The sequence below is a fragment of the Antiquaquibacter metalliresistens genome (genome assembly GCF_029211225.1).
Taxonomy (GTDB): domain Bacteria; phylum Actinomycetota; class Actinomycetes; order Actinomycetales; family Microbacteriaceae; genus Rhodoglobus; species Rhodoglobus metalliresistens.
Genome location: NZ_JARGEM010000002.1, coordinates 218,922 through 243,763, shown reverse-complemented (window position 1 = coordinate 243,763; position 24,842 = coordinate 218,922). Strand labels below are relative to the sequence as shown.

Here is a 24,842-nt window from a genome sequence, read left to right as displayed (position 1 = left end):
CACAGCAAGAGGAAAGGAAACCCATGTCCATCACCTCGGTGACCCGACGCACCCCCTCGCGGCTCCTCGCCGCCGGGGCAGGCGCGCTCGCGCTCGGCCTCGCGCTCGCGGGCTGCTCCGCAGGAGCGCCGGCAGACGAATCCGCCGCGCAGAGCTTCGGCGATGTCAACGTGCAGCTCTCCTGGCTGAAGAATCACGAATTCGCCGGCTACTACCTCGGCATCGAGGACGGCTACTTCGAGGATGCCGGCTTCGACTCGGTCGAGCTCACCGCAGGCGGACTCGGCGGCGTCTCCGCGGAGGCGGCGCTCGCCAGCGGCACGGCCTGGATCGGCATCGCCAGCCCCGTCAGCGTCGCCCAGGCGAACCTGGAGGGTGCCGACCTCGTGATCGTGGCGACGTTGTTCCAGAAGAACCCGTTCACCCTCGTGTCGGCCGACACCAACCCGATCGAGAGCCCCGAAGACCTCGTGGGCAAGACGATCGCCATCGCCGACTCCAGCGCCAGCAACTGGGACGCGTTCCTCGCGGCCAACGACATCGACCCGGCCGACATCAACCGCGTGCCGTACGGCGACGCCAACGCCTCGCTGAAGCTCGGACAGATCGATGGCTTCATGGGCTACTTCGACGGCGGTGCCCCGCTGCGCGCCGAGGGGTTCGGCGCGCAGGAGTTCCAGCTTGCCGACTTCGGACTCGAGTACTCCGGCGAAGCGGTCGTCGTGCGACGGGAGACCGTCGAGAACGAGCCCGAGAAACTGCAGGCGTTCCTCACCGCGTTCGCACAGGGATGGAAGGCCGCGTTCGAGGACAAGGACCGGGTGATCGACCTCGTCGTCAACGACTACGGCAAGGATCAGAACTACCTGGCCGAGGACATCTCGTCGTCGTGGGATCAGCAGGCCACGTTCATCCTCACCGAGGAGAGCGAAGCCAACGGCATCGGCACCATCTCGCAGCGCTCCATCGAAGCGAACGTCGCCTCGATCAAGCTCATCGGTGTCGACCTCGATGAAACGCTGTTCGACCCGACCTTCATCGCGAAGGTCTACGCCGACCACCCTGAGCTCATCATCGGCGGCTGACATGACGAACACCCTCGCGGGGCCGGTACACGATGCCGGTCCCGCGGGGCCGCGCGGGGAGGGCCTCCTCGTCGACGGCCTCTCCAAGCAGTTCAGGCTCGGTCGGCGGACGATCGACGCCGTCGAAGGCGTGCACCTCGAGGTGCCGCGCGGATCGTTCACCTCCCTGCTGGGACCCTCCGGTTGCGGCAAGTCCACGATCTTACGCATCCTGGCCGGACTCGAGACCCCCACCTCCGGCATCGCCCGTGTGCACGGCGACGACGCGCTGAAGCGCTCCAAAGACCTGCGGGTCGGGGTCGCATTCCAGGATTCGGCGTTGCTGCCATGGCGGTCGGTGGCCTCCAATATCCGGCTGCCGCTCGAACTCGCCGGTCGCAGAGACGAGTCGGCGCGTGTCGACGAGCTCATCGACCTCGTCGGGTTGAGTGGCTTCGAGCGCGCCCGCCCCACGCACCTGTCCGGCGGGATGCGGCAACGTGCCTCCATCGCCAGAGCGCTGGTGCTTCAACCCGACCTGCTGCTGCTGGACGAGCCCTTCGGTGCGCTCGACGACATGACCCGTCAGCGGCTCAACTTCGAGTTGCAGCGCATCTGGACCGACCGGCCCGCGACCACGCTGATGGTGACCCACGGCATCCAGGAGGCGATCCTCCTCTCAGACGAGGTCGCCGTCATGTCGCCGCGACCGGGCCGCATCGTCGCCCAGGTGCGCATCGACCTGCCGCGACCGCGCACCATCGACGTGTTGCGCTCGCCGGAGTTCCACCGCATCCACGACCAGTTGGTCTCGCTGCTGTTCGACTCCGGTGCCGCGGCCGAGACCTCATGAGCGACCCGCGCACGTGGCGACCCGGTTCGCGCAGCACCACCCTGCTGCTCGGGCTCGCCGGTTTCGTCGTCGTCATCGCCGTGTGGTGGATCGTCGCCGACACCGCGTTCGCCGCGACGGGCGTCGTGCCGTCGCCCGCAGCGCTCGTCGAGCAGTTCATCGCGGACGGGCCGCAGTACTACGTGAACCAGGTCGGGGTGACCGTCACCAGCGCCGCGCAGGGCTGGGTGTGGGGCTCGATCGCGGCGCTGCTGCTGGCCTCGTTCGTGCTGCTGTTCCCGCGCAGCGAGCCCGCGGTTACCCAGTTCGGCGTCATCATCGAGTGCATCCCGCTCACCGCGATCGGCCCCATCGTGCTCGCGCTCGTCGGCGGTAGAACCCCCTCGATCTTCCTCGCGGCGATGGCCGTGTTCTTCACCGCGCTCATCGGGTCGCTGCTCGGAGTGCACGCCTCACGCCGCATCGAGCACGACCTGGTGCGCGCCTATGGTGGCAATCGCTGGTCGCGGTTCGCGAAAGTGCAGGTCTGGGCGGCGCTGCCCGCGGTTGCGACCGCACTCAAGATCGCGGTGCCCGCTGCGCTCATCGGTGCGATCCTCGGCGAGTACCTGGGCGGAGTGGATTCCGGGATCGGCGTGGCGCTCTCGGCGATCCAGCGATCCATCCAGGTAGAGCGCACTTGGATCTTCGGGCTCAGCGCCGCGCTGTTGGCCAGCGGCGGGTACGGACTCATCGCAGTCGCGGCGCGCATCGCGCTGCCCTGGGCTAGGAGCACATCATGACCTTCGCGCTCGGCGCGCTGCGCCGCATCGGACTTGTCATCGCCGCAACCGCCGTGGTGCTCGGCCTGTGGTGGGCGTTCCTCATCGTGGCGCGGATCAGTCCCTTCATCGGCAAGTCACCACTGGACGTGTGGAACTACCTCGTCACCGCACCGGAGGCCCAGGCCAACCGCACCGAGATCCTCGACAACGTGGCGATCACCCTCAACGACACCGTGATCGGCTACAGCGTCGGGCTTGCCGGCGCACTGCTGATCGCGATCGTCTTCGTGCTGCTGCCGCCCGTGGAGACCACGTTCATGCCGGTCGCGATGGTGTTGCGCACCTTTCCGCTCATCGCCCTCACGCCGCTGATCATCCTCGGCTTCGGGCGTGGGGCCGCCGGTCTGGCCGCGATCGGCTTCATCGTCGTCTTCTTCGCAGCCCTCATCACGATCACCTTCGGCCTGCGGTCCACACCGCGCTCGGCGCTCGACGTCGTCACCGTCTACGGCGGTGGCGCGCTCGCCCGGGTCACGAAGGTCTCGCTGCCGCACGCGGTACCGGCGTTCTTCACCGCTGCACGGGTCGCCGCGCCGCACGCGTTGACGGGCGCGCTGCTGGCGGAGTGGCTCATCACCGGCAAGGGGATCGGTGCCCAGCTGCAGCAGGCGGCGGGCACCTCTCGGTACGCGGAGCTGTGGGCTGCCGCTGTCGCCATCGCGGTCGTGACGATCACCATCTACACGATCATCTCGCTCATCGAGAGCGCGGTCGTCGAACGATTCGCGCCCTGAGCCGTCGCGCGTCGAGCTACGGCACCACCACGCCCGCCGCGGTGCCCGACAGGCGTCCGGCCGAGCGCAGCTGGTAGGTCAGCAGCGGCAACGCGCGCCTCGTCGACAGCGCCACGCGCTCGAGCAACTCGTCGGAGGAGACCACGTAGTCGGTGAAGTCGCGTTCGTTGCCGAAGATGCCCAGGGGCAGCGTCAGCGCTTGAAAGAAGCCGAACAGGGGCCGCATCTGGTGCTCGACCAGCAACGCGTGCCGGTCGGAGCCGCCCGTCGCCGTCAGCACCACGGGCTTGTCGACCAGCGCGTACTGGTCGACGTAGTCGAAGAAGTGCTTGAAGATGCCGGTATAGGCGGCGCGGTAGGCGGGTGAACCCGCGACGATCACGTCGGCGCTCTCGACCTGATCGAGGGCGGTGCGCGCCTCATCTCCGAGTGTCTTGCGCGAACTGCCCGCGAATAACGCCGGCACGAGCGAGGCGAGTTCGATTACGGTGGTCTCGGTGGCGCCGTGCTCACCGAGGTCGCGTGCCAGCTGGTCCGCCACCGCAGCGACGAGTGCAGTGGTGCGCGACGGGGTGGTTAGGCTGCCGCTCACGCCGACGATGCGGATGGTCATGGGATGCGTGTCCGTTCTTGTAGGGGAAAGGTCGAGACCGTGGGGGTTCCGTTTCGCAGCTCCTCCAGAAAGAGCACGATCGTCGCCGCGACGCTGCGATGCGCAGCATCGTTGACGCTGTCGTGTCGACCGCCGTCGACCACCACGACGCGCACCCGCGGGATGCCGGCGTAGTAGGCGAGGGCGTCCTCGAGCGGCGCGACCGGGTCCGACTCGCCGTGCACCCCGAGCACCGGCACTTGGATATCGGCGGCGCGCGGCGGCTGTAGTTCGTCGGAGATCGCACGGGAGAGCGCCCCGGGGTCCACGATGGCGGGGTCGGAGAGGGTCTCCCAGTGTTCGGGCGAGCGCGTGCGCAGCGGCAGTTGGGCCACACCGTCTGGCACGTGCGCGCGCTGCGACGGCAGGCCGATCGTGATCGCGCCGGACACCAGGTGCGGTGCTGCTGCGGCGAGGCGCAGCGCGAGCAGGGCTCCGGCATCCGCGCCCAGCAGTACGATCGGGCGCACCCCGCCCTCGCGTAGCAGGTTCTTCGCCAGCTCCACGGTGCGGGTGCGCGGTGCGGTCACGTCACCCACAACGCGCACGCGGTAGGCGTCGGCGGAGAGTCGGCGTCCGAGGCGCGCGTAGGCCGCCGGGGTCTCGCCGCGGCCGCCGAGCACGAGCACCGTGCCGCGCGCCTCGACACCGGTCGGTTCATCCCAGCGCTGGCTCGTCGGGGGCGTGAGCGGGGTGGTCACCGCCGCGCCCACGCGAACGACCGCGAGCGGTCGGCCGAGACGGGGAGCGGGTTCACAGAACGACGCTATGCAAGGTGCGGTGCGATGGCGAAGCAGCGCCCGTCACAGACCGTCACAACTGTCACACGGGGTAACGGTGGCCGCGGGTGGCACACTCGAAGGGTGGCCGAGCCCATCTACGTGGAGATCGAGATCCGCGCCGACCTGGAGCGGGTGTGGTGGCTCACCCAGGAGGCCGCGCTGCACGCCGACGCCCCCGCGACCCTCGAGCCCTTGGAGGCGCCATGACCTCGATCTTCGCCGCCGCCATGGGCGAGGAGCTCGATCGGCTGCACCCGATGCTGCAGCGCCGATTCGGGGTCGGGCTGGATGCGGGCTACGACGGAACGTTCACGTGCGAGTTCGTCCCCGCGACGGATGCCCCGGAGCGGCTGAAGCCGCGACGGCACGAGGTGCGCGTGTAGTGGGTGCTCTACGCGCGCGGGCTGCGACTACGAAGTGCTAGATCGAACCTCGAGGCAAGATCCACCGGTGCGCGAAGGCGGGCACGACGGACGCAATGTGCTCGAAGTCGCGGTCGTAGTGGAGCACGGACGCGTTGTTCTTCGCGGCGTACGCGGCGATCAGCGTGTCCATGGCGCCAGCGGCGCGAAGGAGCCCCCCATTCCAGAGCCGACTCTGGATCTCCATGACGTCGTCACGAGTCGGATGGGAATCGCACTCGCCGAAAGCGCCGAACTGCGCCATGAGCTTCGAGTGATCCTTGCCGGTGCGCACGGTGAACCCGTACTCGAGCGCGACGGGCGGGCAGACCAGCACGTCCGTGGGGCTCACCAGCTCCACGACCTTCTTCAGTTCGGCGACAACCTCGGGCGTCGTCGCGAGACGAGCCCAGACGCTGGTGTCGACGACGAAACGAGTTGGATGGCTCGGCGCTCGGCCAACTCGGCCGGTTGTCCGAGACCGCACCACGGATCGGCCGCTAGTCGTCGCCATACGAGATGGTCGTCGCGTCCTTGTCGACCGGGATCGTCGCCAGCGTGTCGATGGCTTCGATTTGGCGTCGACGCATCACAACATCCCGCAGCGCGAGGTTGATCGCTTCGCGGTTGGTGCGTACTCCTAGTGACGACTTCGCGAGTCGGAGCATTTCGGTATCGATATCAACGCTCGTGACGGCCATCATTCCTCCTATATAAAGTCTGCGACAAGTGTATATACACCGCCTGCGAATCTGCTAGGTCCGGGTCGGCCATCCTGGGCCCGGTGGCCACTCCTACATCGTGGGCTGGCGAGGTTCCCGAGTGATGCTTACCGAGCGCGCGTCTTCTTCGATAGCATTCCGCCCAACAAGGAGGCGACGTGGCGGGATTGTTCACTCGGTTGTTGGGCGGTAGCGACGCGCCGCAAGGAGCTCAGCAGTACGTGGTCATCGGCGCAGGTTGGCCGGATGTCGAGGTGGAGGGCGAGGCGTACCGCCGAGCGGAAGTATCCCGCCTGTTCAAGGGCATCGGGCGACCTGAAGGCGGCGTCACGATGCAGCAGGCACAGCTCGTGCCTGAGCCAAGCAATCGCTACGACAGGAATGCCGTCAAGGTGATCATCCGTGGCGAGCACGTCGGCTACGTGCCAGCGGATCTCAGCGCGCGGGTCGCATCGGAGTGCAAGAGACTCGGACGGGGCTCCGTCGCCGTCGTCCCAGCGCGCGTGTGGGCTCGAGTGGATGGCGGCACATGGAGGGCGCGCGTCACGCTCTCTTTCACTGGTGCGTCGGAGGACGAACAGGATTACGCCGAGCAGCGTCGGGGGATCGAGGAGAGAGACGCCCAGAAGGCTGCGGCGCTTGCGCAGAAGGCGGCCGAGCGGGAGGCGCGAGAGAGTGCCAAGGCCGCGCGCCGTGAAACCGGCACGGTGCGGGATATGTACTGGACGACATGGAAGCCCTCGATTGCTGAGTTGAAGCGGCAGCAGCGGCTTGAGGAGGCTCGGGCGTTTCTTATCGAATGCCGTGCCGCCGCAAGCCGGGAGTCGGCGCTGACAGGCGAGGTTCCGGACCCGTGGCCGACCGAGCAACTGGCCGCCGTGATCCGTCGGTTGGGCGACCGAGACGGTGAACTCGCGACGCTAGAAGAGTACGCCGTCGAATGCGGCACCCGAACGATGCCGGATTCGATGGTTGCCAAGCTCGCGAAGGCCCGACTCGCGCGCGGCGCCGCGATCTAGCAGCCCGGGCGGGTCACAGGGCGAGCGCCCATGCCTACGCTCGTTGGGCGGTGGACGGTCGACGTCTCTGCACCCGTGCACCTGACCGCAGAGTTCCTCCCGCAGTTCATCGCCGCCTGCGGCGGTTACCTGATCAACGCCGCGAGCTGGCGGCCTACGCGCCCACGCCGCGCATGGCGGTCTACGGCGCCGCGAAGGCGTTCGTGCTGAGCTTCACGGAGTCGCTGTGGGCGGAATCGCGCGGCATCGGGGTCTTGGTCTTCGCGCTCTCGCCCGGGGCGACCAGCACCGAGTTCAACACCGTGGTCGGAACGGATGACGCCACCGCCGGTGCCGCGATGCGCACCCCCGACGACGTCGTGGCCACAGCGCTTGCCCACCTCGACTCCCGCAACCCTGGCCCCAGCGTCATCGAGGGCGCAGGCAATCGGGTGGGCGCGGCCCTGGGTCGTCTCGTCGGCCGCCGCACGGTGGTGACCATGATGCACCGGATGACCGACCCTGGCTGCCGCGCTCCGCGGAAGGTTGCGGCGCAGAACCAGCGGCCGCGAGGTCAGGCACGGACGCGCTCCAGAGAAGCGTCCTGCACTTGCCTGGGTTGCATTCCACGGTGACGGCAAGCGCGGCCACTGGATCGGGACCTTGGCATCTGTCGCGCGCCTGTAGTTACATGTACAAACGAACGGTTCGCGCCCTGCGTTTCACACGGTGGCTGTTGACGGTGCGTTCTCGCCAAGTGAGTTCAACGACGGTCGGGTAACTGTTGGCCAGGGACCGACTGATCGCGACAGGGAAGGATAGGCCTGGGGCGATTGTGAGTGGCAGTTCGGTGAAGGTGTCAAGCGCATCGATCTGGTCGCCGGTCACGTCAGCGATCGACTCGACGATTGCTTCCGTCTTCTTCGCGCCGTTGACGATCTCGTAGCCGGTCGGCATTCCCCTGGAATTCGTCTTCGTCGTCACCTTCAGCCAGGAGACGTGCTCCTGTTCGGCGCGCCAAGCCACACGGACTGCAACGACGCTCGCGAAGGCGCCGAGAATGCCGCCGACGGCGCCGAGCCATGCGGGTCCCGTGTCTGCCCATGTGGTGATCATGTCGTTCACACAGTGAGCGTAGCGGCCGACCGGGTTTGTCGCGGGATCGTCATGCGGCTACATGAAACCGATGCCGATCAACGCTGCTATTGCCTGGCAGAGCAAGCCGGCGGCGACAAGCGCAAGCTCCCGCCAACCGTCAGCGATCGTGGACCTGTCGGCGGCCCTGAGGATCGCGAGCGGAAAAGCCACGAGGTTGACGCTGAGTAATTCGTCAACTCCATGTCGTGACATCACAGTCGCGACCTTCTCGTTAATTTCGTCGACCGCCCACTGTGGCCCCGTCGCGCGTGCCTCGGCGAGGTGCTCGCCGAGGACCACGAGTTCTGCGATGTCCTTGCGTATTTGCCTGCGAGTGGTGATGGCATGGACAACAAAGATTCCGAGGGCCAACGTGGGCAGCAGAAAGCCGAGAACAACGAGGACGACATATGACGCGACCATGTCGGGCATGGTACCGGTGCCGGCGGACTCTCTTGCGCCTGAGCAGTGATCAGGTCGATCGACACGCGGCGGGTCCCGGGTAGACCAGGATGGCAGTGCCGCGACCGGTGAATCGTCAGCTCAGGCGGTTTCAGGGAAGTCGATTGGGACAAGCCAGCCTGCGTCAGCGCCGCGATATCTTTTGTTCAAACGCGACTGGGTGCCAACAAGCGCGAGGCCGAGCTGCTCCTGACGAACAGCGATGTCGCGAAGTCTCGGGGCGAGTGCGCTTTCGCGAGTGAGTCGCGAATCACCGCCACCGAGTGGGCTGAGCAATGGCCGGTCACCCGATGTGCAGTTGAAGCCGTCCATCGTGGGCCCGGTGGGGCTCGACGCCCCATCGGCACGGCCGCCAAACCGCTGCGCGGTTCGTCGGAACCGGCGCGATGGGGACCCCGGTGTAGTTCTTCTACTTCGCTCGCACATTGGTGCGCTGCCCCGGTGGGGCATCCCACCAATGTGGGCCCGGTGGGGCTCGAACCCACGACCCGCGGATTAAAAGTCCGATGCTCTGCCAACTGAGCTACAGGCCCTACACGTCAAGGGTAGCGGCGCGGCGGGTACGGTGTCTGACGTGGAGAGCGTGGCATCCGGGGCGTCGAGTGTGACGTTGCTGTGGCTGCCGGTGGGTGCGGGTGGGCATGTGGTCAAGCACACCAGCCGGTGGTGGGAGCTCGCGCAGGCGGCGGTGCAGCGGCGACGGCCCGCGCGGCTGTTCCATGCGGCGCTCGAAGTGGTCGCCGATGGCGAGCGCTATGTGATCGAGATGGCGCCCGCGTGGGGCGTGCCGGCGGCCGAGCGCGGGGTGGTCGCGAGCGGGCCGGTGGGGATGCGGTGGCTGGGCCGGTCCCGGTTCTTCCGGTACGAGGTGCGGCGCTGGCGCGACGGGGTGATCCCCGACCGGGCGTGGGCCGTGGGCGGGCCGCTGACGCTGAGCGGCGAGACCGAGGCATCCCGCCGCCTGCTGGATGCGGTGCCGCGCGTGCCGATCCTGGTGTGGGGGAGCACGGTGCGGCCGGTCGGCGACATGTGGAACTCCAACTCGCTCGTCTCGTGGCTGCTGGTGCAGGCGGGCATTCCCGCCGCGCTCACACCGCCCCAGGGCGGCCGGGCTCCCGGCTGGGCGGCCGGGCTCGCCGTCGCCGCGGCTGGTTAGGCTTGAGGCGATGGCCGACGACTTCCACAAACCCACGCAGTACTCCGGCGACTGGTTCGACGGCGTGCAGGGCGGCGAAGATCCCGCCGCCGTGCTGCGCGTCGCCCACGACACCGCGCACGCGCTCGTAGACCGGGCGCGGCAGACCGACGATCCGGCCGTGCTGGAACGCATCGTCGCCTTCACCGACGCCAACGGCATCGACGCGATCGCCGAGCTGTGGGCGCGCTCGAGCCCGCGCAGCCTGCCGGGTGCGCTGTGGCGCATCTACCTGCTGCGGCTGGTGATCCGGCAGGATGCCGCCGGCACGAGCCTGCTCTTCCAGCGCGGCATCGACACCCTGCGCACCATCGACGCCGCCGTGGCGGGGGCGCCGGAGCCCGCCGGTCCCGAGGAGATCACCGAGCTCGCCGACCAGATCCTGCGCGGACTGTTCCGCGGCGACTTCGGCGTGGCCCTCGATCGCGCGGCCGCGTTCAGCCGCATCCTGAGCTCGGGGGCGTCGAGCCTCGCGGATGACGCGGACCCGCTGCATCCCGACCGCGCCACCGAACTGACCACCCGCGCCGACCGCCTGGCCCTCACCGCGGACGAGTTCACCGCCTGCGCGCGCCTCTACCGGTCGGGCAGCCTGGACTGAGTGTTCGCGCTCAGCGCAGGCCGGCCCAGAGGTGTGCCGACCGTGGCTAAAATAGTCCAGCCGGGCCGCAGTAACCCCGGGCTCCACTAATAGCCGCTTCGAGCGGCCTTGCGCCGAGAGGCGTTCTGCGGCCCGGCATCACTCTTGCGGGGCGGGACCAACGCCCCTGCCAGCGCGACCCCTGTGCGGCGAGGATGGGCCCATGACCACTCCGCCCACGACCTACACGGTGCACGCCCGCAGCGCTCCGGGGCACGACGCCTCGATCGCCGCGGCGGCCACCGAGATCCCCTTGGACGTGCTCTGGGGCGCCGAGCTGCCGTCGGGCCTGCCGGGACCGGCGGATCTGCTGCTCTCCGCGCTCGCGGCCTGCCTGCTCAAGGGCCTCGAGCGCGCCCGCGCCATGATGCCGTTCGAGTACGAGTCGGCGGAGGTCACCGTCACCGGTCGGCGGCAGAACACCCCGCCGCGGTTCGTGGAGCTCGAATACGACCTGCGGCTGGTCACCCCCGAGAGCGAGCGTCGCGTGGAGCTGCTGCACCGCAACCTGCGGGAGTTCGGCACGATCACCAACACCCTCGCCGCGGCGTGCGACGTGCACGGGACGGTTCGCGCGGTCGACGGACCGCCCCTACCCGCGGGGGTATCGTAGGAATCGCACGCGACCAGGGAGACCCGATGACCACGAGGTGGGCGAGATTCGTCCGCGGCTGGGTCACGGCCGGGTTCGCGGTCTTCGTCGCCGCCTTCGCACACGTCGCCGGCGGCGGACACGCCCCGGACTGGCTCGCGGTGGCGGTCTCGCTCGCGTTCGCCGGCATCCTGTGCGTGCCGCTGGCCGGCCGCACCCTCTCGCTGGTGCGCCTGACGATCTCGGTCGCGGGCGCCCAGGCCGTCTTCCACACGCTGTTCGCGCTCAGTGCCGGCCCCGGTGGCGTCACGACGTCCGGCCACCACGGCGCCGTGGCTTTCGTGCCGACCGAGGTGGTCGAGCACGGCGCACAGCCGATGTTCCTCGCCCACCTGGTCGCCGCCATCATCACGATCGCGGCGCTGCGCTCCGGCGAGGCCGCGTTCTGGGGGATCGTGGCGCTCGCGAAGGCGGGCCTGTCCCGACTGCGCACCCACGCGCCGATCCCGCTCGCGGACACCAGGCCCGCAGCCCTGCCGCAGCGCGAGGTCACCCCGACCCGCCTGCGCGTCCTCGCGGCCTCGGTCTCCCGGCGGGGACCACCCGTGCTGCTGCCCGCCTGAACCGCCCGGTGCGCGTCTGACACGTGACCGGGTTCGCTCCCGTGTCCGAAGACCGCCCGGAAGGCGCATCATCATGTCCGCACGCTCCCGCACGCTCGCCGCGATCGCGGCCGTCACGCTCGCCCTCGGTGCCGCACTCGCGGTGCCGGCGGCGGCATCCGCACACGATCAGGTCATCTCCACCGATCCCGCCGAGGGGCAGGTGCTGGCCGAAGCCCCGGGGCAGGTCACGATGCGGTTCACGGCCGAGCTCATGCAGATGGGGGTGATCGTGTTCGTCGTCGACGGCAGCGAGCGCGACTGGAGCGCGGGCGAGCCGATCGTCGAGGGCGCCGAACTCGTGCAGCCGCTCGAGGCCGGCATGCCCGACGGCAGCTACCAGGTGCGCTGGCAGGTGGTCTCGGCAGACGGGCATCCGATCTCCGGTTTCTTCGACTTCGCGGTCGGAGCATCGACCGGCGCGATCACCCCACCGGGTGCCGCGGATGACACGGACACCGGCCGATCGAACGAGCAGCCCTGGGCCATCCCGGCGCTGCTCTGGATCGGCCTCACCGGCGCCGTGGTCGGCGTGGCGATCTTCGCCATCGTCGTCGCGGTGCGATCTCGCCGGCGCGTCTGAGTGCCGGCACAGCAAGCACTGAAGGAAGACAGCATGAAGCACACACGAACGACCCCTGCCCTCGCGGCCCTCGCGATCGCGGCCCTCGCCCTGGTCGGCTGCGCGCCCACCGCGCCAGTCGCCGACGCGCCGGTGGCGACCCAGGCCGAGTCGGTGACGATCACCGATGCCTGGGTCAAGGCCGTCGAGTCCGGCATGACTGCGGCATTCGGGCTCGTCGAGAACAGCGGCGACGCCGAGGTGACGATCGTCGCGGCGAGCTCCGCGGCATCCCCGATGATCGAACTGCACGAGACGGTCGACGACGGCACCGGCACGATGACCATGCGCCAGAAGGACGGCGGCTTCGTCATCGCGCCCGGGGAGAGCCTCGAGCTCATGCCCGGCGGCAACCACATCATGTTCATGGGCGTGACCGAGCCGATCGTCGCGGGCGACGAGATCACGATCACCCTCGAGTTCGCGGATGGCTCGACCCTCGAGTTCACCGCACCGGCGAAGGATTTCACCGGTGCCAACGAGAACTACGACGACTCGATGGAGATGAACGACTAGATGCCTGACGACCCGAGAAGCCAACCGGGTCGCGGACTGACGCGGCGGCACCTCCTGCTCGGGGGTGCCGCCGCGGCGGGCGCCGGTGCGGCTGGCGCGGTGGGCCTCGGGCTCGCCGCCGAGCTCGCCGGCCGACCGCAGCCCGCGCCCGACCCCGCACCCGCGATCGTGCCGTTCTACGGCGAGCATCAGGCAGGCATCGACACCCCACCGCAGGCGCACGCCGTGTTCCTCGCGCTCGACCTGCGTCCGCAGACGGATGCCATCGCCCTCGGTCGGCTGATGCGCGTGCTCACCGACGATGCCGCCCGCCTGAGCCAGGGGCGCCCGGCGCTCGCCGACACCGAGCCGGAGCTCGCGCGCATCCCGCGCAGGCTCACGGTGACCTTCGGCTTCGGCGCGGAGCTCGTCGCGCGGGCCGGTGGCGCGGCACCGGACTGGCTCGGCCCCTTGCCGGCATTCGCCGTGGACCGACTGCAGGAGGCCTTCAGCGGCGGAGACCTGCTGCTGCAGCTCGCCGCCGACGACCCGGTGACGGTGGCGCACGCTACCCGCATGCTGCTGAAGGATGCGCGCGGCTTCGCCAGCGTGCGCTGGAGCCAGCGCGGCTTCCGTCGCGCCGCGGACTCGGAAGCCACCGGCACTACGATGCGCAACCTCTTCGGTCAGGTGGACGGCACCGCCAACCCGCAGCCGGGCACCGCCGAGTTCGAGGAGACCGTGTGGTCCAGCGGAGCGCCCGACTGGCTGCGCGGGGGCACCGGGCTCGTGCTGCGCCGCATCGCCATGGATCTCGAGGGCTGGGATCGCGTCGACCGCACCGCACGCGAGGCCTCGATCGGTCGCCGCATGGACACGGGCGCGCCGCTGACCGGCACGCTCGAGCGCGACGCTCCGGATCTCGAGGCGACGACCGCGCTCGGCTTCCCCGTCATCCCCGCCTATGCGCACCTGCGACGGGCGAAGGGGCCCGAGCGCATCTACCGACGTGGGTACAACTACGACGAGCCGGTCGGCGGCGCGGAGGGCATCTCCGACTCTGGGTTGCTGTTCGCCTCGTTCCAGGCGGATATCACCCGCCAGTTCGTGCCCATCCAGCGCCGCCTCGACGAGCTCGACCTGCTCAACACCTGGACGACGCCGGTCGGCTCTGCCGTGTTCGCCATCCCGCCCGGCTGCGCGGAGGGGGGTTACATCGGCGAGACGCTTCTCTAGCCCCGATCGAGGTCGGCGAGCAGGTCGGTCACCTTCTGGGCGATTTCGTCGCGGATGACGCGAACCTCCTCCACGGTGCGCCCGGAGGGGTCGGGCAGCTCCCAGTCGAGGTAGGTCTTGCCCGGGTAGATGGGGCAGGCATCCCCGCAGCCCATGGTGATCACCACGTCCGCGGCCTGCACGACGTCGTCGGTGAGCGGCTTCGGGAACTCCTCGGCGAGGTCCAGGCCGATCTCGGTCATCGAGGCGACCACGCTGGGGTCGATGTCCGACCGCGGCGCCGAGCCCGCGGAACGTACGTGCACCCGTCCGCCTGCGACGCTGTTCAGCAGGGCGGCGGCCATCTGCGAGCGTCCGGCGTTGTGCTCGCAGACGAAGAGCACCTCGGGCACGGGCGAGGCGATCGCGCCCTTGGCCTGCGCGAGCGCGGTCAGGCGGTCGCCGGCGAAGCGGATTGTGCGCGCCGCGACGTGCGCCTTGACGGTGGAGGTGCGCAGCAGGGAGGCGTAGGACTCGAGCACGTAGCGCTCGACGGTCTCGGGCGCGAAGACGCCCGTGAAGTTCGCGCTGAGCTCGGCGGCGAGGCGCTTCAGGTACTCCTCGGGAAAGGCGAGACCCGGGAGAGGCTTTCGTGCACTGACATCGATCATGTCAAAAGCATAGATGGATATCTATGCTTTTGACAGTGGATCATCCGAACTTGCCGGAGACGTAGTCCTCGGTGGCCTGCACGCTCGGCTTCGAGAAGATCGTGTTCGTGTCGTCGTACTCGATGAGCTTGCCGGGCTTGCCCGTGCCGGCGATGTTGAAGAACGCCGTCTTGTCCGACACCCGCGAGGCCTGCTGCATGTTGTGGGTCACGATCACGATCGTGTACTCCTGCTTGAGCTCCTCGATGAGGTCCTCGATCGCGAGCGTCGAGATCGGGTCGAGCGCCGAGCACGGTTCGTCCATCAGGATGACCTCGGGAGCGACCGCGATCGCACGCGCGATGCACAGACGCTGCTGCTGTCCGCCGGAGAGGCCGGAGCCGGGCAGGTGCAGGCGGTCCTTGACCTCGTTCCACAGGTTCGCGCCCTGCAGGGACTCCTCGACGAGCGCATCCTGGTCCGACTTCGACATGCGCGTGTTGTTGAGCTTGACGCCGGCCAGCACGTTGTCGCGGATCGACATCGTCGGGAACGGGTTGGGGCGCTGGAAGACCATGCCCACCTGGCGGCGCACGAGCACGGGGTCGACGCCCGGACCGTAGAGGTTGTTGCCGTCGATGAGCACCTCGCCCTCGACCCAGGCTCCGGGGATCACCTCGTGCATGCGGTTGAGCGTGCGCAGGAACGTCGACTTGCCGCAACCGGACGGGCCGATGAAGGCGGTGACGGTGCGGGGTTCGATCTTCAGCGAGACATCCTCCACGGCCTTGAACTTGCCGTAGTAGACGTTGAGGTCATTGACTTCGATGCGCTTGGACACGGGTTTCCTGTCTTGTCGTCCTGCGGCTCAGCGGCCGAGCTTGGGGGAGAAGATGCGAGCGACCAGTCGGGCGATGAGGTTGAGCACCATCACGATGAGGATGAGGGTGAGCGCTCCGGCCCAGGCGCGGTCGAGGTAGGGCTGCACGTCGCTGCCCGGGTTGGCGTACTGGGTGTACACGAACACCGGCAGCGACGCCATGCGGTCTTTGAAGAGGTCGTAGTTCATGCTCGCGGTGAAGCCGGAGATGATCAGCAGCGGCGCCGTCTCGCCGATCACGCGGGCGATCGCGAGGGTGACACCGGTGGTGATGCCGGCGATCGAGGTGGGGATGACGATCTTCAGGATCGTGAGCCACTTCGGCACGCCCAGCGCGTACGAGGCCTCCCGCAGCTCGTTCGGCACGAGCTTGAGCATCTCCTCGCTCGAACGCACCACGACCGGGATCATCAGCAGCGAGAGCGCCACCGAACCACCGAATCCGAACCGGATGCCGGGGTCGTCGAGGATCAGCGCGAAGAACGCGAACGCGAACAGACCCGCGACGATCGAGGGGATGCCCGTCATCACGTCAACGAAGAACGTGATCGCCTTGGCGAGCGGGCCACGACCGTACTCCACGAGGTAGATCGCGGCGAGCAGGCCGACCGGCACGGAGATCAGCGTGGCCATGCCGGTGATGAGCAGGGTGCCGATGATCGCGTGCAGGGCGCCGCCGCCCTCCCCGACCACGTTGCGCATGGAGCTGGTGAAGAACTGCAGGTCGAATCGGGCCAGGCCGTTGATGAGCACCGTGTAGACGAGCGAGATCAGCGGCAACAGGGCCACGATGAACGCCGTCGCGACGAGTGAGGTGACCAGGCGGTTCTTGGCCTGGCGCACGCCCTCGACGAGGTAGGCCAGCACGAAGATCGCCACGTCGAACAGGATCGTGCCGAGCACGATCGCCGCGACGATGTTCAGTTCCTGGCCGTTGGCGGCGGACATCAGGGCGAACACGATGATCATCACGAGCCAGCTCGTGCCGAGCACCGCCCACGGAGCCCACTTGGGCAGGCGTGCCGTGGTGAGGGAGTTCACGATCCCCTTGGGGGTGTTGGTCGTCGTGGTCATCAGTTCGCCCCGGAGAAGGCCTTGCGGCGGTTGATCACGAAGCGCGCGATCGAGTTGATCACGAGCGTGATGCCGAACAGGATCAGGCCGGTCGCGATGAGCGCGTTGACGTCCACACCGTGCGCTTCCGGGAAGTTGAGGGCGATGTTGCCCGCGATGGTCGAGGAGTTCTGCGAGCCGGTGAGGATCCAGGTGATGAGTCCCGGCGACGGGGAGAGCACCATCGCGACGACCATGGTTTCACCGAGCGCGCGGCCAAGGCCCAGCATCGAGGCCGAGATCATGCCGGGGCGGCCGAACGGGATGACCGCCATCTGGATCATCTCCCAGCGCGTGGCGCCGAGGGCCAGTGCCGCCTCCTCGTGCAGGCGCGGGGTCTGCAGGAACACCTCGCGGGTGACGGCGGTGATGATCGGCAGGATCATCACCGCGAGCACGATGGCGACCGTGAGGATCGAGCGGCCGGTGCCGGTGACCGGCGGGGTGAAGAACGGGATGAAGCCGAGGTTGGTGACCAGCCAGTCGTAGAGCGGCAGCACCGCCGGGGCCAGCACCTTGATGCCCCAGAGGCCGAAGACCACGGAGGGCACCGCGGCGAGCAGGTCGACGACATAGCCGAGACCCTGGGCGACCCGGCGCGGCGCGTAGTGGGAGATGAACAGCGCGATGCCGAACGAGACCGGCAGCGCCATGATGAGGGCGAGGAACGCCGCCCACACGGAACCGAAGGCGAGCGGGCCGACGTAGGCCCAGAAGCTCGAGGGCGAACCCTTGAGGTCGGCCGGATCGGCGACCAGGGCCGGGATGCTCTGTGCCACCAGGAACACCGCGACGGCGGCGAGCGCGGCGAGGATGAGGCTGCCGGCGACGATCGTGGATCCGGAGAAGATGCGGTCGGCGGGGCGGAGCTTGGCCCTGGGCGACGAGGTTGCGGCCGTCATTCCTGTCTTCCTGCTGGGCTCGATGGGCGGGGATCGGGTGATGAAGTTGAAAGGGTGATCACAGTCTGTCGGGCTGCGAGCCGGCGAGCAATGAGCGCGCCGACCGCAGCCCGACAGTCACTGCGGGGTACTACTTGACGACGATCGCCTCGAGCGCGGTCGCGACCTTGGCCGACAGGTCGGCCGACAGCGGCGCGGCACCGGCGGAAGCGGCGGCCTCAGCCTGGCCCGCTTCGCTGGTGATGTAGCCGACGTAGGCCTTGACGAGCGGCGCGACCTCGGCGTCCACGAAGTCCGTGCAGGTGATGATGTAGCTCACGAGCACGAGCGGGTAGTGGCTCGGGTCGGTGGTCTTGCGGTCGAGCTTGATCGCAAGGTCGGTGGTGCCGTTGTTGGTGTCACCGGCGGGCGACTCGGCGACGACGGCGGCAGCGGCCTCCGGCGTGTAGTTCACGAACTCGTCACCGACGAGGATCGCGGCGGTGCCGAGGTCACCGGCCTTCGACGCGTCGGCGTAGCCGATCGTGTTGGTGCCGTTGGTGACCGCGTCGACGACGCCCGAGGTGCCCTGAGCGGCCTCACCGGTCGCGTAGGGGAACGGGTCGGCCGGCTCGGCGTCCCACACGTCGGGAGCGGTCTTGAACAGGTAGTCCGCGAAGTTCTTCGTGGTACCCGAGTCGTCCGAACGGTGCACGGCGGTGATCGGCGCGGACGGGAACGTGGTGCCCTCGTTGAGCGCGGCGATGGCCGGGTCATCCCAGCTGGTGATCTCGCCCTTGAAGATCTTGGCGAGGGTCGCCGAGTCGAGGTTGAGCTCGTCAACACCCTCGACGTTGAAGATCACGGCGATCGGGGAGATGTAGGCCGGAACCTGCAGGTAGTCGGTGTCGGGCGTGCAGCCCGCGAAACCACCGTCGATCTCCTCCTGCTTGAGCGCGGAGTCGGTGCCGGCGAAGCTCACGCCGCCGGCGATGAACGCCTCACGCCCGGCGCCGGAGCCCGAGGGGTCGTAGTTGATCGTGACATCGGGGTTGGCGGTCTGGAAGGCCGCGATCCAGGCCTCCTGGGCCGAACCCTGCGACGACGCGCCGGCGCCGTCGATCGTGCCGGAGAGGTCGCTCGGAGCGGCCGTCTCGCCGCCCTCGTTCGCCGCGCAGGACGCGAGGAGGATGGTGCCTGCAATAGCAATGGCACCGATGGTGCCAAGGCGCTTGAAGTTCACTGTGTTCCCTTCGGGGATGTGTTGTGTTTTCTTGGTCGGGCCGTGATGACCCGAGCACAACGTATGCACGGAGAGTGACCACGCTCGTCCCCGTTGGTGAACGGAAGGTAAACGACAGGGCAACACCCGGCGAGTCAAGCGGGGGAGTGCGTCTCCACCGCCACGATGCCGTGCTTTCGCATGCCGCGCCGTGCCACATGCACGATCGTGAAGTCGCCGGTGTCGAGCGCGGCGGCGCGGCGCAGCGCCTCGTCCGGTTCGGTGCCGGTCTGGGCGGCGAGCTCGCCGATGATCTGGGGCAGCACGGGTCCGTGGCTGCACAGCACGACGCTCGTGCGCTTCTTCAACCGCTTGGCGACGATCTCGTGCACGCCATCGGTGCCGCCCTCGTAGGCGTCCTGGCTGATCGCCGGGGTCGCCTTCACCGGCAGGCCCGTGGCGGCGGCGAGCGGGGCGACCGTGGCCAGGCAGCGTGCCGCGGTGCTCGAGATGATGCGCTCGGGGCTGTAGGCCGCGATGCCGCCCGCGATCGCGGCGGCCTGATCCGAACCGCGGTGCATGAGCGGTCGCGTCGCATCGGGGCCGTCCCAGCTGCTCGGCGCCACCGCCTTGCCGTGCCGCACCGCGACGATGGCGAAGGTGCGGGCGCGGTTCTTCTTGAGGCGCTTCGCGAACCGGTCGATGACATCCCGGTCGTGCTCGTAGGTCAGTTTCTTGCGGGCCTTCTCGAGCGGCAGCCACTCGAGGGCGGCGATCTCGTCGTTCGCCTGGAACTTCGCCAGCTGCAACGCGTGCTCGCTCACCTCGGCCGACCAGTAGTAGACCACCTTGTCGCGACCGCTCGGCAGGGAGTACTCCACCGTGCCGAGCGGGGCGCCCAGGGTGATCGCGAGCCCCGTCTCCTCGAGGATCTCGCGCACCGCCGTCTGCGGCAGCGTCTCACCGGGGTCGACCTTGCCCTTGGGCAGCGACACGTCCGCGTGGCCCTCGCGGTGCACGAGCAGGACGCGGGCCGTGCCGTCGACCATGCGCCAGCAGACGGCACCGGCCGCCAGCACGGGCGGCTGCGGTCCGGTCACCGGGTGCCGCCGCGCTTCCTTGCCGAGATCTGCCTCATGAGGACATTCTGCATGTCTTCGAGGGGTGCGCCGTGCGCGTCGAGGTGATGGCGCGTCCACTGCCCGTCGCCGTCGAGCCACCACGAGCTCGTCGAATCCGACAGCGCCAGCTCGAACAGGTCGTCGAGCTCGCGCAGGTGATCCGCACTCGTGATGCGCACCAGGGCCTCGACCCGGCGATCCAGGTTGCGGTGCATCATGTCCGCGCTGCCGATGTACACCTGCGGCTCGCCGTTGTTGTGGAACCAGAAGATGCGGGCGTGCTCGAGGTAGCGGCCCAGGATGCTGCGCACCCGCACGTTCTCGCTGAGCCCCGGCACCCCGGGCTTGACGCCGCAGATCCCGCGCACGACCAGGTCGACGGGCACCCCGGCGTTGGACGCGCGGTACAGCCCATCGATGATCGCCTCGTCCACGATCGAGTTGAGCTTGAGCCGGATGCCCGAGGGCAGTCCCTGGCGCGCGTTCTCGGTCTCGATCTCGATGCGCTTCAGCAGCCCCTTGCGCAGGTGCAGCGGAGCCACCAGCAGGCGCTTGAACTTCTTCTCGATGGCATAGCCGGAGAGCTCGTTGAACAGGCGGGTGAGGTCTTTGCCGACGGTGTCGCTCGCGGTCAGCAGCCCCAGGTCTTCGTAGATGCGGCTGGTCTTGGGGTTGTAGTTGCCGGTGCCGATGTGGCTGTAGTGGCGCAGCACCCCGCCCTCCTGGCGCACCACCAGGGCCAGTTTCGAGTGCGTCTTGAGGCCGACGATGCCGTAGACGACGTGCACTCCGGCCTTCTCGAGCTTGCGCGCCCAGGCGATGTTCGCCGACTCGTCGAATCGAGCCTTGATCTCCACGAGCGCGAGCACCGCCTTGCCCGCCTCGGCCGCGTCGATGAGCGCCTCGACGATCGGGCTGTCGCCCGAGGTGCGATACAGGGTCTGCTTGATCGCGAGCACGTCGGGGTCCGCGGCCGCCTGCTCGAGAAAGGCCTGCACGCTGGTGGAGAACGACTCGTAGGGGTGGTGCAGCAGCACGTCGCCGCGCGAGATCGAGGCGAAGATGTCGGGCTCGGCGTTCGGTTCGCTCGGCAGCAGCTGCACGGCGGTCACCGGCACGTGGCGCGGGTACTTGAGCGCCGGGCGGTCGATGCGGGTGAGCTGGAACAGCCCGCCGAGGTCGAGCGGCGCCGGCAGGCGGTAGACCTCCTGCTCGGTGATGCGCAGCTCGCTCATGAGCAGACCGAGGGTCACCTCATCCATGTCGTCGGTGATCTCGAGCCGGATCGGGGGACCGAACCTGCGGTTCAGCAGCTGCTTCTCGAGGGCCTTGATCAGGTTCTCTGACTCGTCTTCGTCGACCTCGACGTCCTCGTTGCGGGTGACGCGGAACTCGTGGTGGGCGATGATCTCCATGCCCGGGAACAGCTCGTCCAGGTGGTTGGAGATGAGATCCTCGAGCGGGATGTAGCGCACCTGACCGCTCGCGTCATCCGGCAGTTCGACGAACCGCGGCAGCACCGACGGCACCTTCAGGCGCGCGAACTCCTCGCGCCCGGTCTTCGGATTGCGCACCCGGATCGACAGGTTGAGCGAGAGCCCCGAGATGTACGGGAACGGATGCGCCGGGTCCACCGCGAGCGGCATGAGCACCGGGAAGATCTGACTGGAGAAGATCTCGTCGATGCGCTCGCGGTCCGCCTGGTTGAGGTCGGCCCAACCCTCGATGTGGATGCCGGCCGCGTCCAGGTCGGGCTTCACGCTGTCGCGGAAGGCGCGGGCGTGTCGTTCCTGCAGCTCGTGGGCGCGGGCCGCGACATCCGCGAGCACCTGCGCCGGCGGCGTGCCGATGTTCGTGGGCACCGCGAGACCGGTGGCGATGCGGCGCTTGAGGCCGGCGACGCGCACCATGAAGAACTCGTCGAGGTTGCTCGCGAAGATCGCCAGGAAGTTCGCGCGCTCCAGCAGCGGGAGCCCCGGATCCTCGGCCAGCTCGAGCACGCGCTGGTTGAACGCCAGCCAGCTCAGCTCGCGGTCGAGGTAGCGGTCGGGCGGCAACGTTCCGTCGTCGACGCTCGACGACTCCTCGAAGTCGACCTCATCGAGTGAGTCGGTCGCTGCGCCGGGTTCAACGAGATTGCCGTCCATCGGACAATCCTGTCAGTACGCGTGTAAACGCGGGGTGAACTGTGGACGCGGGCGCCCGCCCGGGGGTCGGCGCGACGCGCGACCTCAGGAGTTCGCGGCGGGCGTCAGGCGTTCGGTGGCGTCGTCGTCGTAGACGTTGAAGCGGTAGCCGACGTTGCGCACCGTGCCGATGAGCGACTCGAGGTCGCCGAGCTTGGCGCGCAGCCGCCGCACGTGCACGTCGACCGTGCGGGTGCCGCCGAAGTAGTCGTAGCCCCACACCTCGCTCAGCAGCTGCTCGCGGGTGAAGACCCGGGAGGGGTGGGTGGCGAGGAAGCGCAGCAGCTCGAACTCCTTGAACGTGAGGTCGAGCGGGCGACCGTGCACCTTCGCGCTGTACGAGGCCTCGTCGATCACCACGCCCGAGGCCTGGATCTTGGAGCTGGAGTTGTCTTGCGCCTGGCGTCCGAGAGCGAGGCGGATGCGGGCATCCGCCTCGGCGGGACCGGCGCTGACCAGGATCACATCGTCGACGCCCCAGTCCGCCGAGACCGCGGTCAGGCCGCCCTCCGTGAGGATCAGGATCAGCGGCACCGTGACGCCCGTGGTGTTCAGGATCTTGCACAGCGACTTCGCGCTCGCGAGGTCTTGGCGGGCATCCACGAAGATCAGATCGCAGGTCGGCGCGGAGATCAACGAGGCGGGGGATGCCGGAATCTGCTTCGTCGTGTGGCTGAGCAGGCCGAGTGCGGGCAGGACTTCACTGTCGACCGCAGAGGTCAGGATCAACAGCTGCGCCAAGCGGGGCCTCCAACGTGTGTGGGGACAGTCTAGGCGCAGCCATATGATCGGGTGTATGGAGTGGATGTACACCGGCCTCGGCGTCGCACTCGCCGTCGTCGTGATCCTCACCTTCGTCGTGCAGATCCTCATGGGTCGCATCCACGGTTTCGTGACCCGCTCGACGATCATCATGAGTTCGACGGTCGTCGTGCTCGCCATCGCAACCGGTGTCCTCGTCCTCATCGGCTAGGGCCCCCATCGGATAGGATCGAAGCATGCTGCTCGCGCTCGAACTCTTCTTCGTCGGCCTTCTGGGGCTCGCGACCCTCGCCATCGGGTTCGTGTCGGTCGTCGTCGTGCTCAACCTCTTCAAGGGTCAGAGCTAGGCGCGGTCGGCGCCGTGATCGAACTCGACGCGAGCGTTCCGGCAGAGCTCGCCCCCATCTCCTGGCTGATCGGCCTGTGGGAGGGATCCGGCGTGGTCGACTACAAGGTCGGCGATGAGTCCCGGGGCCTCGAGTTCGGTCAGCGCATCAGCTTCACGCACGACGGTCTGCCGCACCTGAACTACACCTCGTACACCTGGCTGCTCGACGAGGCGCACACCCCCTACGTCACCGAGACCGGGTACTGGCGCCTGCATCGCCCACTGCTGCCGGGCGACCCCGGTCCGGGAATGCTGCCGGGCGAAGGGCCTCGGCCCTACACGACGGCAGAGGAGGTCGAGGCGCTGCGCACCCCGGGCGGCGACTTCGAGATCGAGGCGTCGATCGTGCATCCGGGCGGGGTCACCGAGTTCTACATCGGTCGCGCCGCGGGCCCCCGCATCGACCTGGCGACGGATGCCGTGCTGCGCACCGCCGGCGCCAAGGAGTACAGCGCCGCCACTCGCCTCTACGGCCTGGTCGACGCGCATCTGCTGTGGGCGTGGGACATCGCCGCGCTCGGGCAGGAACTGCGAACCCACGCGAGCGGGAGGTTGGCACGTGTCGAGTAGCGCCGGCAACCCCTTCCTCGAGCAGCGCGAGTTGCTCGCGGGCGAGGCGATCGTGCCGCTGCCCGGTCGCGGCGTCGTCACCATCACCGGCCCGGACCGGTTGAGCTGGCTGGACTCGCTCACCTCCCAGTCGCTGAAGAACCTCCAGCCCGGCCAGTCCGCCGAGACCCTGCTGCTGGATCCGAGCGGTCGCGTCGAGCACGCCATGCGCGTGGTCGACGACGGGGAGACCACCTGGCTGCTCGTCGACGAGGCACCCGCGCTCGCCGCCTGGCTCGACCGGATGCGCTTCATGCTGCGCGTGGAGGTCGCCGACCGCTCGGCCGACTTCATCACCGTCGGCACCTTCGGCGAGCTCGACGGCGTGGTCACCTGGCGCGACCCGTGGCCGGAGATCGTCGTCGGCGGGCACAGCTACGCGACCGGGCAGCCGGGGGAGTGGGACTACCGCGAGGTGCTCGTCACGAGCCTGCCGGATCGGCCCGTGGCATCCCTCGCCGCGCTCGAGGCGCTGCGCATCGCGGCGTGGCGTCCGAGGCTTGCGACCGAGGGCGACGAGCGCACGATTCCGCACGAGCTGGACTGGCTGCGCTCCGCGGTGCACCTGAACAAGGGCTGCTACCGCGGGCAGGAGACGGTTGCGAAGGTGCACAACCTGGGGCATCCGCCGCGTCGGCTCGTGCTGCTGCACCTCGACGGCGTGCTGCCGAACCCCGGCGACCCGGTGGTCGAACAGGCCGTGGTCGAGCCTGACGCGGTCCAGTCCGCCGTGGTCGAGCCCGCCGAGACCCCCGCCCCGCGCGAGGTCGGTCGCATCACGTCCGCCGCGCACCACTGGGAGCTCGGACCGATCGCGCTCGCGGTGATCAAGCGCAACGTCGACCCGACGGCGACGCTCGTGGTGCACTCCGCCGAACACGGGGACATCGCGGCGGCGCAGGAGGTCATCGTGCCGCCCTCCGCCGGGGCCGAGGCCAACGTGCCCCGACTGCCGCGGCTCGGTGCCGTCACCCGGTGAT

The 24,842-nt window shown here is 68.7% G+C and carries 32 protein-coding genes and 1 tRNA gene; 18 read left to right on the top strand and 15 right to left on the bottom strand.

Annotation, left to right across the window (positions count from 1 at the left end):
• Positions 1-23 precede the first annotated feature (23 nt).
• From PYV02_RS04090 to PYV02_RS04075, 4 genes are read left to right on the top strand one after another with little or no spacing between them, the layout of a single operon-like run.
• Positions 24-1,085 carry an ABC transporter substrate-binding protein gene (locus PYV02_RS04090; protein WP_275756452.1) on the top strand — a complete coding sequence of 354 codons (1,062 nt, stop codon included), beginning with the start codon at positions 24-26 and terminating at the stop codon, positions 1,083-1,085.
• Between the two features lies 1 nt (position 1,086).
• A complete protein-coding gene (locus PYV02_RS04085) occupies positions 1,087-1,917 on the top strand; it encodes an ABC transporter ATP-binding protein (protein ID WP_275756450.1) in 831 nt (276 codons plus the stop codon).
• On the top strand, positions 1,914-2,699 hold the full coding sequence (locus PYV02_RS04080) for an ABC transporter permease (RefSeq protein ID WP_275756448.1): 786 nt from the start codon (positions 1,914-1,916) through the stop codon (positions 2,697-2,699). Before PYV02_RS04085 ends, PYV02_RS04080 begins: the two co-directional genes overlap by 4 nt.
• The gene (locus tag PYV02_RS04075) at positions 2,696-3,475 is read left to right on the top strand and encodes an ABC transporter permease (protein WP_275756446.1); all 780 of its coding nucleotides are present in this window, start codon (positions 2,696-2,698) and stop codon (positions 3,473-3,475) included. The genes PYV02_RS04080 and PYV02_RS04075 overlap by 4 nt, the downstream gene beginning before the upstream one ends.
• A 16-nt stretch (positions 3,476-3,491) precedes the next feature.
• Here the strand turns inward: PYV02_RS04075 and msuE are convergent, their stop codons facing one another.
• Together msuE and PYV02_RS04065 are read right to left on the bottom strand one after the other, a co-directional pair.
• Positions 3,492-4,088: an FMN reductase gene (gene msuE, locus PYV02_RS04070; protein WP_275756444.1), complete on the bottom strand. Its 597-nt coding sequence runs from the start codon at positions 4,086-4,088 to the stop codon at positions 3,492-3,494.
• Positions 4,085-4,828, bottom strand: coding sequence for an alpha/beta hydrolase (locus PYV02_RS04065; RefSeq protein ID WP_275756442.1), 744 nt, complete (start codon positions 4,826-4,828; stop codon positions 4,085-4,087). Before PYV02_RS04065 ends, msuE begins: the two co-directional genes overlap by 4 nt.
• Before the next feature lie 162 nt (positions 4,829-4,990).
• Between PYV02_RS04065 and PYV02_RS04060 the strand changes: the two genes are divergently transcribed.
• Together PYV02_RS04060 and PYV02_RS04055 are read left to right on the top strand one after the other, a co-directional pair.
• Positions 4,991-5,116, top strand: coding sequence for a hypothetical protein (locus PYV02_RS04060; protein ID WP_275756440.1), 126 nt, complete (start codon positions 4,991-4,993; stop codon positions 5,114-5,116).
• The gene (locus PYV02_RS04055) at positions 5,113-5,292 is read left to right on the top strand and encodes a hypothetical protein (protein ID WP_275756438.1); all 180 of its coding nucleotides are present in this window, start codon (positions 5,113-5,115) and stop codon (positions 5,290-5,292) included. The genes PYV02_RS04060 and PYV02_RS04055 overlap by 4 nt, the downstream gene beginning before the upstream one ends.
• 37 nt (positions 5,293-5,329) lie before the next feature.
• Here PYV02_RS04055 and PYV02_RS04050 read toward each other — a convergent pair whose 3' ends face one another.
• Together PYV02_RS04050 and PYV02_RS04045 are read right to left on the bottom strand one after the other, a co-directional pair.
• On the bottom strand, positions 5,330-5,824 hold the full coding sequence (locus PYV02_RS04050; protein ID WP_275756436.1) for a PIN domain-containing protein: 495 nt from the start codon (positions 5,822-5,824) through the stop codon (positions 5,330-5,332).
• Positions 5,811-6,011, bottom strand: coding sequence for a type II toxin-antitoxin system VapB family antitoxin (locus PYV02_RS04045; RefSeq protein WP_275756434.1), 201 nt, complete (start codon positions 6,009-6,011; stop codon positions 5,811-5,813). Before PYV02_RS04045 ends, PYV02_RS04050 begins: the two co-directional genes overlap by 14 nt.
• A gap of 179 nt (positions 6,012-6,190) precedes the next feature.
• Between PYV02_RS04045 and PYV02_RS04040 the strand changes: the two genes are divergently transcribed.
• The gene (locus PYV02_RS04040; RefSeq protein ID WP_275756432.1) at positions 6,191-7,051 is read left to right on the top strand and encodes an HIRAN domain-containing protein; all 861 of its coding nucleotides are present in this window, start codon (positions 6,191-6,193) and stop codon (positions 7,049-7,051) included.
• On the top strand, positions 6,973-7,665 hold the full coding sequence (locus PYV02_RS15375) for an SDR family NAD(P)-dependent oxidoreductase (protein WP_420833592.1): 693 nt from the start codon (positions 6,973-6,975) through the stop codon (positions 7,663-7,665). The genes PYV02_RS04040 and PYV02_RS15375 overlap by 79 nt, the downstream gene beginning before the upstream one ends.
• Positions 7,666-7,717: 52 nt before the next feature.
• Here the strand turns inward: PYV02_RS15375 and PYV02_RS04030 are convergent, their stop codons facing one another.
• From PYV02_RS04030 to PYV02_RS04020, 3 genes are all read right to left on the bottom strand, one after another.
• Positions 7,718-8,155 carry a hypothetical protein gene (locus PYV02_RS04030; protein ID WP_275756428.1) on the bottom strand — a complete coding sequence of 146 codons (438 nt, stop codon included), beginning with the start codon at positions 8,153-8,155 and terminating at the stop codon, positions 7,718-7,720.
• A 48-nt stretch (positions 8,156-8,203) separates the two neighbouring features.
• Positions 8,204-8,590: a hypothetical protein gene (locus PYV02_RS04025; protein WP_275756426.1), complete on the bottom strand. Its 387-nt coding sequence runs from the start codon at positions 8,588-8,590 to the stop codon at positions 8,204-8,206.
• 499 nt (positions 8,591-9,089) lie between these two features.
• A tRNA-Lys gene (locus PYV02_RS04020) sits at positions 9,090-9,162 on the bottom strand.
• A 32-nt stretch (positions 9,163-9,194) separates the two neighbouring features.
• On the opposite strand from PYV02_RS04020, the gene PYV02_RS04015 reads away from it, so the two are divergent.
• The 7 genes from PYV02_RS04015 to PYV02_RS03985 all read left to right on the top strand — a co-directional run bounded on the left by PYV02_RS04015 (position 9,195) and on the right by PYV02_RS03985 (position 14,071).
• The gene (locus PYV02_RS04015; protein WP_275756425.1) at positions 9,195-9,785 is read left to right on the top strand and encodes a hypothetical protein; all 591 of its coding nucleotides are present in this window, start codon (positions 9,195-9,197) and stop codon (positions 9,783-9,785) included.
• 10 nt (positions 9,786-9,795) lie between these two features.
• Positions 9,796-10,425, top strand: a complete 630-nt coding sequence (locus PYV02_RS04010; RefSeq protein ID WP_275756423.1) for a DNA-directed RNA polymerase subunit beta — start codon at positions 9,796-9,798, stop codon at positions 10,423-10,425.
• A 202-nt stretch (positions 10,426-10,627) separates the two neighbouring features.
• Positions 10,628-11,077 carry an OsmC family protein gene (locus PYV02_RS04005; RefSeq protein ID WP_275756421.1) on the top strand — a complete coding sequence of 150 codons (450 nt, stop codon included), beginning with the start codon at positions 10,628-10,630 and terminating at the stop codon, positions 11,075-11,077.
• Between the two features lie 26 nt (positions 11,078-11,103).
• The gene (locus PYV02_RS04000; protein ID WP_275756420.1) at positions 11,104-11,679 is read left to right on the top strand and encodes a hypothetical protein; all 576 of its coding nucleotides are present in this window, start codon (positions 11,104-11,106) and stop codon (positions 11,677-11,679) included.
• Positions 11,680-11,752: 73 nt separating this feature from the next.
• On the top strand, positions 11,753-12,301 hold the full coding sequence (locus PYV02_RS03995) for a copper resistance CopC family protein (RefSeq protein ID WP_275756418.1): 549 nt from the start codon (positions 11,753-11,755) through the stop codon (positions 12,299-12,301).
• Between the two features lie 33 nt (positions 12,302-12,334).
• Positions 12,335-12,856, top strand: a complete 522-nt coding sequence (locus tag PYV02_RS03990; RefSeq protein WP_275756416.1) for a copper chaperone PCu(A)C — start codon at positions 12,335-12,337, stop codon at positions 12,854-12,856.
• Positions 12,857-14,071 carry a Dyp-type peroxidase gene (locus PYV02_RS03985; RefSeq protein ID WP_275756415.1) on the top strand — a complete coding sequence of 405 codons (1,215 nt, stop codon included), beginning with the start codon at positions 12,857-12,859 and terminating at the stop codon, positions 14,069-14,071. It abuts the gene before it with no gap.
• On the opposite strand, the gene PYV02_RS03980 is transcribed toward PYV02_RS03985, so the two are convergent.
• The 8 genes from PYV02_RS03980 to PYV02_RS03945 form a co-directional block, all read right to left on the bottom strand.
• Positions 14,068-14,721, bottom strand: a complete 654-nt coding sequence (locus PYV02_RS03980; protein WP_275756413.1) for an arsenate reductase ArsC — start codon at positions 14,719-14,721, stop codon at positions 14,068-14,070. The genes PYV02_RS03985 and PYV02_RS03980 overlap by 4 nt on opposite strands.
• A gap of 40 nt (positions 14,722-14,761) precedes the next feature.
• The gene (gene pstB, locus PYV02_RS03975; protein WP_275756411.1) at positions 14,762-15,541 is read right to left on the bottom strand and encodes a phosphate ABC transporter ATP-binding protein PstB; all 780 of its coding nucleotides are present in this window, start codon (positions 15,539-15,541) and stop codon (positions 14,762-14,764) included.
• A 27-nt stretch (positions 15,542-15,568) separates the two neighbouring features.
• Positions 15,569-16,654, bottom strand: a complete 1,086-nt coding sequence (gene pstA, locus PYV02_RS03970; protein WP_275756409.1) for a phosphate ABC transporter permease PstA — start codon at positions 16,652-16,654, stop codon at positions 15,569-15,571.
• Positions 16,654-17,595 (bottom strand): phosphate ABC transporter permease subunit PstC, encoded by a 942-nt coding sequence (gene pstC, locus PYV02_RS03965; protein WP_275756407.1) that lies wholly within the window; start codon positions 17,593-17,595, stop codon positions 16,654-16,656. The genes pstA and pstC overlap by 1 nt, the downstream gene beginning before the upstream one ends.
• A 130-nt stretch (positions 17,596-17,725) precedes the next feature.
• Positions 17,726-18,817 (bottom strand): phosphate ABC transporter substrate-binding protein PstS, encoded by a 1,092-nt coding sequence (locus tag PYV02_RS03960; protein ID WP_275756405.1) that lies wholly within the window; start codon positions 18,815-18,817, stop codon positions 17,726-17,728.
• Between the two features lie 134 nt (positions 18,818-18,951).
• Entirely contained in the window at positions 18,952-19,896 is a 945-nt protein-coding gene (locus PYV02_RS03955) for an NUDIX hydrolase (RefSeq protein ID WP_275756403.1), read from the bottom strand.
• A complete protein-coding gene (locus PYV02_RS03950; RefSeq protein ID WP_275756401.1) occupies positions 19,893-22,064 on the bottom strand; it encodes an RNA degradosome polyphosphate kinase in 2,172 nt (723 codons plus the stop codon). Before PYV02_RS03950 ends, PYV02_RS03955 begins: the two co-directional genes overlap by 4 nt.
• A gap of 84 nt (positions 22,065-22,148) precedes the next feature.
• Entirely contained in the window at positions 22,149-22,844 is a 696-nt protein-coding gene (locus PYV02_RS03945) for a response regulator transcription factor (RefSeq protein ID WP_275756399.1), read from the bottom strand.
• Positions 22,845-22,899: 55 nt separating this feature from the next.
• Here PYV02_RS03945 and PYV02_RS03940 point away from each other — a divergent pair, with 55 nt between their 5' ends.
• The 3 genes from PYV02_RS03940 (at position 22,900) to ygfZ (ending at position 24,841) form a co-directional block, all read left to right on the top strand.
• Positions 22,900-23,076, top strand: a complete 177-nt coding sequence (locus PYV02_RS03940; RefSeq protein ID WP_275756398.1) for a hypothetical protein — start codon at positions 22,900-22,902, stop codon at positions 23,074-23,076.
• A gap of 150 nt (positions 23,077-23,226) precedes the next feature.
• Positions 23,227-23,823, top strand: coding sequence for a heme-binding beta-barrel domain-containing protein (locus tag PYV02_RS03935; protein WP_275756396.1), 597 nt, complete (start codon positions 23,227-23,229; stop codon positions 23,821-23,823).
• Entirely contained in the window at positions 23,813-24,841 is a 1,029-nt protein-coding gene (gene ygfZ, locus PYV02_RS03930) for a CAF17-like 4Fe-4S cluster assembly/insertion protein YgfZ (RefSeq protein ID WP_275756394.1), read from the top strand. The genes PYV02_RS03935 and ygfZ overlap by 11 nt, the downstream gene beginning before the upstream one ends.
• Position 24,842 lies beyond the last annotated feature (1 nt).

Excerpts from the sequence above, each read along its gene's own strand:
- PYV02_RS03995 (WP_275756418.1), top strand. The coding sequence starts at position 11,753 with ATGTCCGCACGCTCCCGCACGCTCGCCGCGATCGCGGCCGTCACGCTC.
- PYV02_RS15375 (WP_420833592.1), top strand. The coding sequence starts at position 6,973 with ATGCGGCACCCGAACGATGCCGGATTCGATGGTTGCCAAGCTCGCGAA.
- PYV02_RS04090 (WP_275756452.1), top strand. The coding sequence starts at position 24 with ATGTCCATCACCTCGGTGACCCGACGCACCCCCTCGCGGCTCCTCGCC.
- PYV02_RS04080 (WP_275756448.1), top strand. The coding sequence starts at position 1,914 with ATGAGCGACCCGCGCACGTGGCGACCCGGTTCGCGCAGCACCACCCTG.
- PYV02_RS04085 (WP_275756450.1), top strand. The coding sequence starts at position 1,087 with ATGACGAACACCCTCGCGGGGCCGGTACACGATGCCGGTCCCGCGGGG.
- PYV02_RS04025 (WP_275756426.1), bottom strand. The coding sequence starts at position 8,590 with ATGGTCGCGTCATATGTCGTCCTCGTTGTTCTCGGCTTTCTGCTGCCC.
- msuE (WP_275756444.1), bottom strand. The coding sequence starts at position 4,088 with ATGACCATCCGCATCGTCGGCGTGAGCGGCAGCCTAACCACCCCGTCG.
- PYV02_RS03980 (WP_275756413.1), bottom strand. The coding sequence starts at position 14,721 with ATGATCGATGTCAGTGCACGAAAGCCTCTCCCGGGTCTCGCCTTTCCC.
- PYV02_RS04075 (WP_275756446.1), top strand. The coding sequence starts at position 2,696 with ATGACCTTCGCGCTCGGCGCGCTGCGCCGCATCGGACTTGTCATCGCC.
- PYV02_RS03940 (WP_275756398.1), top strand. The coding sequence starts at position 22,900 with ATGGAGTGGATGTACACCGGCCTCGGCGTCGCACTCGCCGTCGTCGTG.
- PYV02_RS03950 (WP_275756401.1), bottom strand. The coding sequence starts at position 22,064 with ATGGACGGCAATCTCGTTGAACCCGGCGCAGCGACCGACTCACTCGAT.
- pstC (WP_275756407.1), bottom strand. The coding sequence starts at position 17,595 with ATGACGGCCGCAACCTCGTCGCCCAGGGCCAAGCTCCGCCCCGCCGAC.
- pstA (WP_275756409.1), bottom strand. The coding sequence starts at position 16,654 with ATGACCACGACGACCAACACCCCCAAGGGGATCGTGAACTCCCTCACC.
- PYV02_RS03990 (WP_275756416.1), top strand. The coding sequence starts at position 12,335 with ATGAAGCACACACGAACGACCCCTGCCCTCGCGGCCCTCGCGATCGCG.
- PYV02_RS04010 (WP_275756423.1), top strand. The coding sequence starts at position 9,796 with ATGGCCGACGACTTCCACAAACCCACGCAGTACTCCGGCGACTGGTTC.
- PYV02_RS04000 (WP_275756420.1), top strand. The coding sequence starts at position 11,104 with ATGACCACGAGGTGGGCGAGATTCGTCCGCGGCTGGGTCACGGCCGGG.
- PYV02_RS04045 (WP_275756434.1), bottom strand. The coding sequence starts at position 6,011 with ATGGCCGTCACGAGCGTTGATATCGATACCGAAATGCTCCGACTCGCG.
- PYV02_RS04055 (WP_275756438.1), top strand. The coding sequence starts at position 5,113 with ATGACCTCGATCTTCGCCGCCGCCATGGGCGAGGAGCTCGATCGGCTG.
- PYV02_RS04050 (WP_275756436.1), bottom strand. The coding sequence starts at position 5,824 with ATGGCGACGACTAGCGGCCGATCCGTGGTGCGGTCTCGGACAACCGGC.
- PYV02_RS03985 (WP_275756415.1), top strand. The coding sequence starts at position 12,857 with ATGCCTGACGACCCGAGAAGCCAACCGGGTCGCGGACTGACGCGGCGG.
- PYV02_RS04005 (WP_275756421.1), top strand. The coding sequence starts at position 10,628 with ATGACCACTCCGCCCACGACCTACACGGTGCACGCCCGCAGCGCTCCG.